This is a genomic window from Alysiella crassa DSM 2578 (assembly GCF_000745955.1).
GTDB classification, from domain to species: domain Bacteria; phylum Pseudomonadota; class Gammaproteobacteria; order Burkholderiales; family Neisseriaceae; genus Simonsiella; species Simonsiella crassa.
Genome location: NZ_JQKH01000100.1, coordinates 1 through 7843, shown reverse-complemented (window position 1 = coordinate 7843; position 7843 = coordinate 1). Strand labels below are relative to the sequence as shown.

Annotated in this window: 9 protein-coding genes; 3 read left to right on the top strand and 6 right to left on the bottom strand. The window is 42.6% G+C overall.

The annotated features are described in order from the left end of the window. Positions 1 to 159 precede the first annotated feature (159 nt). The 5 genes from Q338_RS11330 to Q338_RS11310 form a co-directional block, all read right to left on the bottom strand. On the bottom strand, positions 160 to 723 hold the full coding sequence (locus Q338_RS11330) for a lipocalin family protein (protein ID WP_034295504.1): 564 nt from the start codon (positions 721 to 723) through the stop codon (positions 160 to 162). Between the two features lie 55 nt (positions 724 to 778). After that, positions 779 to 1867 (bottom strand): DNA cytosine methyltransferase, encoded by a 1089-nt coding sequence (locus tag Q338_RS11325; protein WP_034295503.1) that lies wholly within the window; start codon positions 1865 to 1867, stop codon positions 779 to 781. Continuing rightward, positions 1864 to 2634 (bottom strand): Eco47II family restriction endonuclease, encoded by a 771-nt coding sequence (locus Q338_RS11320; protein WP_034295501.1) that lies wholly within the window; start codon positions 2632 to 2634, stop codon positions 1864 to 1866. The genes Q338_RS11325 and Q338_RS11320 overlap by 4 nt, the downstream gene beginning before the upstream one ends. Then, a complete protein-coding gene (gene lepA / locus Q338_RS11315) occupies positions 2634 to 4427 on the bottom strand; it encodes a translation elongation factor 4 (protein WP_034295499.1) in 1794 nt (597 codons plus the stop codon). The genes Q338_RS11320 and lepA overlap by 1 nt, the downstream gene beginning before the upstream one ends. Before the next feature lie 154 nt (positions 4428 to 4581). Further along, positions 4582 to 5346 (bottom strand): DUF3944 domain-containing protein, encoded by a 765-nt coding sequence (locus tag Q338_RS11310; protein ID WP_034295497.1) that lies wholly within the window; start codon positions 5344 to 5346, stop codon positions 4582 to 4584. Positions 5347 to 5477: 131 nt separating this feature from the next. On the opposite strand from Q338_RS11310, the gene Q338_RS11305 reads away from it, so the two are divergent. Further along, positions 5478 to 5897, top strand: a complete 420-nt coding sequence (locus Q338_RS11305) for a helix-turn-helix domain-containing protein (RefSeq protein WP_034295495.1) — start codon at positions 5478 to 5480, stop codon at positions 5895 to 5897. 58 nt (positions 5898 to 5955) lie between these two features. Here the strand turns inward: Q338_RS11305 and Q338_RS11300 are convergent, their stop codons facing one another. After that, positions 5956 to 6873: an EamA family transporter gene (locus Q338_RS11300; RefSeq protein WP_034295493.1), complete on the bottom strand. Its 918-nt coding sequence runs from the start codon at positions 6871 to 6873 to the stop codon at positions 5956 to 5958. A gap of 172 nt (positions 6874 to 7045) precedes the next feature. Here Q338_RS11300 and Q338_RS11295 point away from each other — a divergent pair, with 172 nt between their 5' ends. Beyond that, positions 7046 to 7516 (top strand): Lrp/AsnC family transcriptional regulator, encoded by a 471-nt coding sequence (locus Q338_RS11295; RefSeq protein WP_034295491.1) that lies wholly within the window; start codon positions 7046 to 7048, stop codon positions 7514 to 7516. A gap of 152 nt (positions 7517 to 7668) precedes the next feature. Continuing rightward, positions 7669 to 7843, top strand: a 175-nt coding sequence (locus tag Q338_RS15500; protein ID WP_034294093.1) for a transposase family protein, incomplete at its 3' end; no start/stop codon positions are given.

Genomic DNA, 7843 nt, shown 5'->3' with positions numbered 1-7843 from the left:
GCCTTACAGTACACGACAACTACATGTAGGGTGCGTATTATGCACCGAAATTTCAATTATTTGAATGATTTGGTGCGTGGTACGCACCCTACATTTTGGGTGTTTGTAAAAATTGTCGTGTACTGAAAGGCTGCCTGAAAAAATAATAAAAACAGTTTATTATGGATTCACAATCAGTTGGCACAAATCAAAACCTTGCTCACGCGCCGTTTGCAGATAATCTTGCAACACGCGCTCGTCCAATTTCGGTGAACGCGACAAAACCCACAAATACTGGCGATTGGGCGTGCCAATCAAAACGGTTTGATAATCCGCGTCCAAGCGCAAAATCCAATAATCACCGCGCCCAATCGGCAACCAACGCAATATTTTCGGCAAAAACGACACTTTCAACTGGCTACCACCTTGATTTTGCAACCACGCTTTGCCCACCGATTGCGCCACATCGCCATTGGCTTGGCGGCAGGAATTGATGATTTGCACGGTATTGTCCGCTTGCAAAGTGTAATGGGCTTGAACATCGCCAAGGCATTTTTCCTGATAAATCAAGGGTAAACGCGCAATTTCGTGCCAAGTTCCCATATAACGCGCCACATCAATTTTTTCAACTGATTGAACCGATTGCGGTTTTTGTGGTGCGCTGGCGGTGGGCGTTTGGGCGAAACTGGGGGCAATCATCAAACTCAATAAGCATGATAATAAAGTATTTTTGGGGATTTTCATGATTAACCTTTGTTTTTCATTGGAGAAAATCTTTTCAGGCTGCCTGAAAAATAACTTATTCTGCTAATTTTTCCAATAATTGATACAAACTTTCCCCCACAGCCCACGCCAAATTAACAGGTACAGCATTGCCAATTTGCTTGTATTGCTGATTCATTGAACCTTGAAATGCCCAATCATCAGGAAAAGTTTGAATCCGCGCATATTCGCGAACAGTTAAAGGGCGTGTTTCATCTGGGTGGCAACGCTCGGTTTGGGTTTGGGCAGGGGCGCAAGTTAAAGTGAGACTCGGCTCATGCCAAGCCAACCGCCGTGCCATACCCGTTTTGCCACCACCCAAGAAATAGCTGCCCTTCATGTATTCACGCGCCACATCATCGGGTAAATCACGCCAACAACCACCTTGTGGAACCAAATCCAAGACGCTTTTTTTGTATTCGCTGTAACTTTGCCCCTCGGAAACAGGCACATCGCAATCATACAATTCGCCTTTTTTTAAAGCGTCTGTCATGGTCATTTGACGGAAATGCGGTTCGGGCCAAATGAATTGTGCTTTATCCGCCAAATCTGCTCGAACCCCAACAATCATAATGCGTTCGCGTTTTTGTGGTACACAATAATTGACGGCATTCAAAATCCTTGGTTCAACAAGCACATAACCTAAATCACGCAAAGTTTGTTTAATGGTGGCAATGGTTCTGCCGCTATCGTGGCTCAATAAACCGCGCACATTTTCGCCCAAAATCACTTTGGGTTGAACTTCATCAATCGCACGCGCAAATTGAAAAAACATCGTGCCACGAATGTCGTTAAAACCTTCGCCTTTGCCCGCATACGAAAATGCCTGACAAGGAAAACCGCCTGATAATAAATCAATTTTTCCGCGATAGGGTGTGAAATCAATTTCGCAAACATCGCCTTCCAGCACATTCCATTCGGGGCGATTGTGGCGCAATGTGGCGCAAGCGTGTTTGTCCCATTCGTTTAACAAGGCTGCCTGAAAACCCGCTTTTTCCAAGCCCAAAGCCAAACCACCTGCCCCTGCGAATAATTCTATGCTGTTGAATTTGGCTGTTTTTTCGTTTTCAGGCTGCCTGAAAACATTTTGCGTGGGTACAACATCAAATAAATCCAAGGTTTTCATTGCGCCCACTCAAATTGCTCAAAGCCTTGATATTTTTGGAATGCCAACAAATACAGATTTTTCAAAATGTCGTTTACCCCATGTTGTTGCAAATCAGCAAGAACGGTATTTTCAATTAAAACAACATTTTCCTGTTCAACCACATCGCCAATCACACGCGGTAATACCGCACACAACTCCGCAAAAGCGTTCGGTAGCCCTGTTACAACTTCGTAAAATTGGTCTATGGAAACACGGCGAATGCGTTCGTGCTGTACCGATTCGCCGTCTAAACTGCATTGCCATGCGATATTTTGGCTGCGTTTGGCAATGATTTCCACCAAATAACAGGTATTTTCGCCATTTTGTAAGATTTTGTTTTGCATACGCATATAGGTTTTTGCAGACGAAGAACTGTTCATGGTGTTGTGTTTGTTCTTCATTTCCACAAAAATTTGGCGCGTGTGATTTTCCACATCAAAACCTTGGTTTGGCACAATCCAGCCATCATTTGCGCCAATATAGCGAAAAATATTTTGATGAAAATAACCAATGTGATTGGTATTGGATTTATCCATTTGGCGCAAAACTTCGTTTTCTAAAATGCGTTCCAATGCTTGATTGGAAAACGATTTTTGATACACGCCAGCATCAAAAGTCAGTTTAATTGGGTCTATTAAATTGTGATTGAGTTTTGCCAAATCCATGTGGAAACGGTATTTTTGTACTGTTTCGCGAACATGATTAAATAAATCTTCATCACTAATAAAATCCAAATGATAAGCCATCACTTATCCCCAATCTCCAAAATCGCCAAAAACGCGCTTTGTGGGATTTCCACATTGCCCACTTGTTTCATGCGTTTTTTACCTGCTTTTTGTTTTTCCAGCAGTTTTTTCTTGCGCGTGATGTCGCCACCATAACATTTCGCCAAGACGTTTTTACGCAAGGCTTTCACGTTTTCGCGGGCGATGATTTGTCCGCCAATGGCAGCCTGAACCGCAATGTCAAACATTTGGCGTGGAATCAATTCGCGCATTTTGCTTGCCAATTCGCGTCCGCGATGCACCGATGTTTGGCGATGCACAATCAAACTCAATGCGTCCACTTTGTCGCCATTGACCATGATGTCCAATTTGACCAAATCCGATGGCTGAAATTCTTTAAATTCATAGTCCAAAGACGCATAACCGCGCGATGTGGATTTGAGTTTGTCAAAGAAATCCATTACCACTTCATTCATCGGCAAATCGTAAGTCAGCATGACTTGGCGACCGAGATATTGCATATTGCGTTGCACGCCGCGTTTTTGGTTGCACAAGGTCATCACATTGCCCACATAATCTTGTGGCACAAGGATTGTGGCGGTAATAATGGGTTCTAAAATCGTGTCTATCGTGCCGATGTCGGGCAGTTTGGACGGATTTTCCACTTCAATTTTTTCGCCATTTTTCAAAATCACTTCGTAAACCACCGTTGGCGCGGTGGTAATCAAATCCATGTCAAATTCGCGTTCCAAACGCTCTTGCACGATTTCCAAGTGCAACAAACCCAAAAATCCGCAACGGAAACCAAATCCCAATGCCTGCGACACTTCGGGTTCAAATTTCAGGCTGGCATCGTTCAGTTGCAATTTTTCCAACGCATCGCGCAAGGCTTCGTAATCGTGGCTTTCCACAGGATAAAGTCCTGCAAAAACTTGGCTTTGCACTTCTTTGAAACCTGCGAGCGGTGCGGCAGCAGGATTGTTTGTCAGCGTAACGGTGTCGCCCACTTTTGCCGAGCCGAGTTCTTTTACGCCTGTAATGAGAAAGCCCACTTCGCCTGCTTTGAGTTCTTGTTTATTCACGGATTTGGGTGTGAATATGCCCAGTTGCTCCACCTGCGTTTCAGCCAGCGTGGACATGAAACGGACTTTGTCTTTCAATTTAATCGTGCCATTTTTCACGCGGATTAACATGACCACGCCCACATAATTGTCAAACCACGAATCAATAATCACGGCTTGCAAAGGCGCGTTTTCATCGCCTTCGGGCGCGGGGATTTTGGCGACAATCTCTTCCAACACGTCTTCCACGCCCAAGCCGCTTTTGGCGGAGCAGGTTACCGCGCCCACCGCGTCTATGCCGATGATGTCTTCAATTTCTTGGGCAACGCGCTCGGGGTCGGCGGCGGGCAAGTCAATTTTGTTTAAAATGGGGACAACTTCCACGCCCAAATCAATGGCGGTGTAGCAGTTGGCAACGGTTTGCGCTTCCACGCCTTGTGATGCGTCCACCACCAGCAACGCGCCTTCGCAAGCGGAAAGTGAACGCGACACTTCGTATGAAAAATCAACGTGTCCAGGGGTGTCAATCAGGTTGAGTTGGTAGGTTTCGCCATTGCGGGCTTTGTAGTTTAAGGCAGCCGTTTGCGCTTTAATCGTGATGCCGCGTTCTTTTTCAATGTCCATAGAATCAAGGACTTGGGAACTCATTTCGCGCAAATCCAAGCCACCGCAATATTGGATAAATCGGTCGGCAAGTGTGGATTTGCCGTGGTCAATGTGGGCGATGATGGAGAAGTTTCTGATGTTTTTCATGGTCTTGTTTTTAAAATAAAAAATAGGTTAGAAAGCAAAAAACGGCTTTCAGGCAGCCTGAAAGCGCAAAATGACGGTATTTTAACAGAAAATCAAAAAGCTGCCTGAAAAGCGGTTTATTCACTTTTCAGGCAGCCAAAATACACCATTTGTTTTATAAATTTAAGTTTTCCAATTGCTTAATTGCATCACGATTTTGCGATAATTTCCGCAAATATGCCACTTGAATAACCGCAGGAATGGTTACGCGATAGGCAGGACTGGCAATGTCAATCGCTGTCCAAATCCCTGTAATTGCCCAACCAATTGGACCTGTCAAAATGGACATGGTTTTGGTAATGGTTGCATTGGTTGCCAATTGTAAACCTTTGCCTGTTAAGGCTTTCATGGTTGCATTGACAATAACTAAAGTTAATTTATATGAAGCAAAACCACCTGCTTGAAAAATGGTTTGAAAGACACCTATCAATGCTTGTGCATTTAAATTATTAAAATTATCAATACCTAATTCTACTCCTAACTCTTTAATTTGGTCTGGTGTCATATTTTTTAAGGCATCGTATAAAATTTTCTGTAACAAGCAATTTTCAATCATATCAATGGGAGCATATTTGCTGTAATTGACTTTGAGTTTGTTGCAAACATCGCACAAAATTTCTTTGTATTCCACACCCTTATTAAAACGGAAGAGTAAATTAACGATTGTATTACCACCAAATAATTGGATTTCTTCTGCAATTTCTTTCCAATACATTTTATGATTAGGTTTATATTTTTTATAATTATCTGAAAATGTTAAATTTTCAGTTAATCTTTTATCTCCGCCTTTATCATAAATTAAAATATTAACTAAATCATTCAGTTCTTCTGATGATAATGTACCCAAAAAGTTTAAACCAGCGTCATCACGATAAGCCATGTTTTTCTCCAATATAATGTGGCGTTAAAAATTGGGTAAATTGTATTTTTTCAGTTATACTTACACCACAAACCAATGATTACAGCCACTTACCCAAATTGAGTGGTTCAACTACCCTAAACGAGTTTTTTATGAAATCCAGCGATAAATTAAGACAAAATATTCGTGATATACGCGAAGATAAAAAAATGACCCAAGCAGAGATAGCAGAAAAATTGGGCTTATCAGAAACTGGCTATGCCAAAATTGAACGTGGCGAATCAAAAGCCGATATTGACCGTCTACAAAAAATTGCAGATGTTTTGGGTGTTACTTTGGCAGAAATTATTCCATTTGGAGATGAAAACGTGTTTGTATTCAATGATGCTCGTGATAATTCAAATAACTCTTTTTCATTGGGTAATATTGCATTAAGTGCAGAAATTGAGCATTTGAAAACTTTGCTAGAAGCCAAAAATGAAATCATCAGCAGCCGTGAACGTGAAATAGAAAGCTTAAAACAACAAATCCATATTTTAGAAAAATTGATGGAAACTTTGGATAAAAAATGATTTCAGGCTGCCTGAAAAGCCATATTCCACTTTTCAGGCAGCCTGAATTTAAGGCAATTTACACCGCCATTGCCAATTTGTGATTTTTGCGTTCACGGCGCATTTTCAGGCAGCCATCTACCAAACTCAAACCCAAAGCCACCATCAACAAACCATAAGTCGGAATGGAATTAACCGAAACGTCTGCCCCCAAAAACAACCATGCCACCACAAACATCAACACAGGTTCCAAATAACTCAACATGCTGAACAATGGCACGGGTAAATCCTTATTCGCTTGCAAATTCAAACCCAAAGCCACCGCGCTAATCACACCCAAAAGCGGTATCAACACAAAAAAATGCCCCGACCAATCCGCCACTTGCACCAATTTACCCGACATTGCCAAATACACCAAAGCACAAGGCGCAATCACGCTTAAATCAATTAAAAGTCCAAAAAAAGCAGGGACTTGTGCATAGCGGCGCAATAAATAATACGGTGGATAACCCAAACACACCGCCCACATGCCCCACGCAAACGCACGCGTTTGCCACAATTCATGCGCCACCGCCACCGTTGCAATTGCCAACGCCCATTTTTGCCAGCCATTCAATTGTGCTTTAAAAAACACACGTCCGCCCAAAGCCAACATCAGGGGAAACAGAAAATAACCCATCGCCACGTCCACGCCCATGCCGTTTACAGGCGCATACATAAATAGCCACAATTGAAACGCAAAAAGTGGCGTGGGCAGCAACACAATCAACCATTTACGCCAATTTGTCCCCAAAGATTGCAAAAACACGCGCAATGACTGCCAACCCCCAAACAGCAACACACCCGCCCACAACGCTAGCAACATCATCACCATGCGCCATGCAAACACGTCTGTGCCAGACATCGGTTTCAGCCAGCCACTGTATAAATAGAGTACGGCAAACAAGATGTTGGATAAAATGGCTGCCATCATGCCTTTTTGATAATGTTTGTTCATTGTTCTGTTCTCTGATTGGAATAAAGACGGCATTGTAAAGATTTTCTGTGATAAAATTTTTCTGATTAACACATAAAATGAAATCATTTTGCTAAAAAATCATTTTTTTTGAAACAATTTATTGAAAAATACGCTTTCAGGCTGCCTGAAAACGCATTAACAGAGCAAAACCATGACCGAACAACATCAATTAGACAAATTAGACCGCCAAATTCTCAATATATTACAAGATGATGCGACCACGCCGCTCGCCGAAATTGCCGAGCGTGTGCATTCATCGCCCGCCACTTGCCAACGCAGAATCCGCCAAATGCAAAACGATGGCGTGATTTTGAAACAAGTTGCCTTGGTCAATCCAACGGCGGTGGGGCGAAGTTTGAGCGTGTTTGTGGCGGTGGAAGTGGAAAGCCAAAACCCGATGTTGCTGGATAAATTCGTCCGCAGTTTGGACAAGGAAAATGATGTCGTGAGCTGCTACGAAATTTCGGGCGAACACGATTATTTGTTGCTGGTTCATGCGGAAAATATGACAAGTTATCATCAACTTACACGCCGCATTTTCACTTCTGACAATAATGTCCGCGCATTCAAAAGCCAATTTATTATGGATTTCAATAAGGTGGAAACGAAGATTACTTTGTAAAATCTTTCAGGCAGCCTTTCAGTACACGACAAAAATCTTTCAGGCTGCCTGTAACCTGTCCCCTCTCCCGCTTGCGGGGGAGGGTTAGGGTGCAGACCTGCCAAGTTCTTTTGGTATAATAATGACCAAGTTAAACTAACGGTAATTTGACCATGCAAACTTTGGAAACCTACTTTTCAGAAATTGAAGACAAAAGACGCAGCGAAGGTAAACGTTACGCGCAAGCTAAATTATTAACAGCCATTGTGATTGCGATAATGGGTGGTGCAAAAAGCTTTCGTGATATAGACCGCTTTTTGAGTAACAATATTGACGATTTAAAACAAT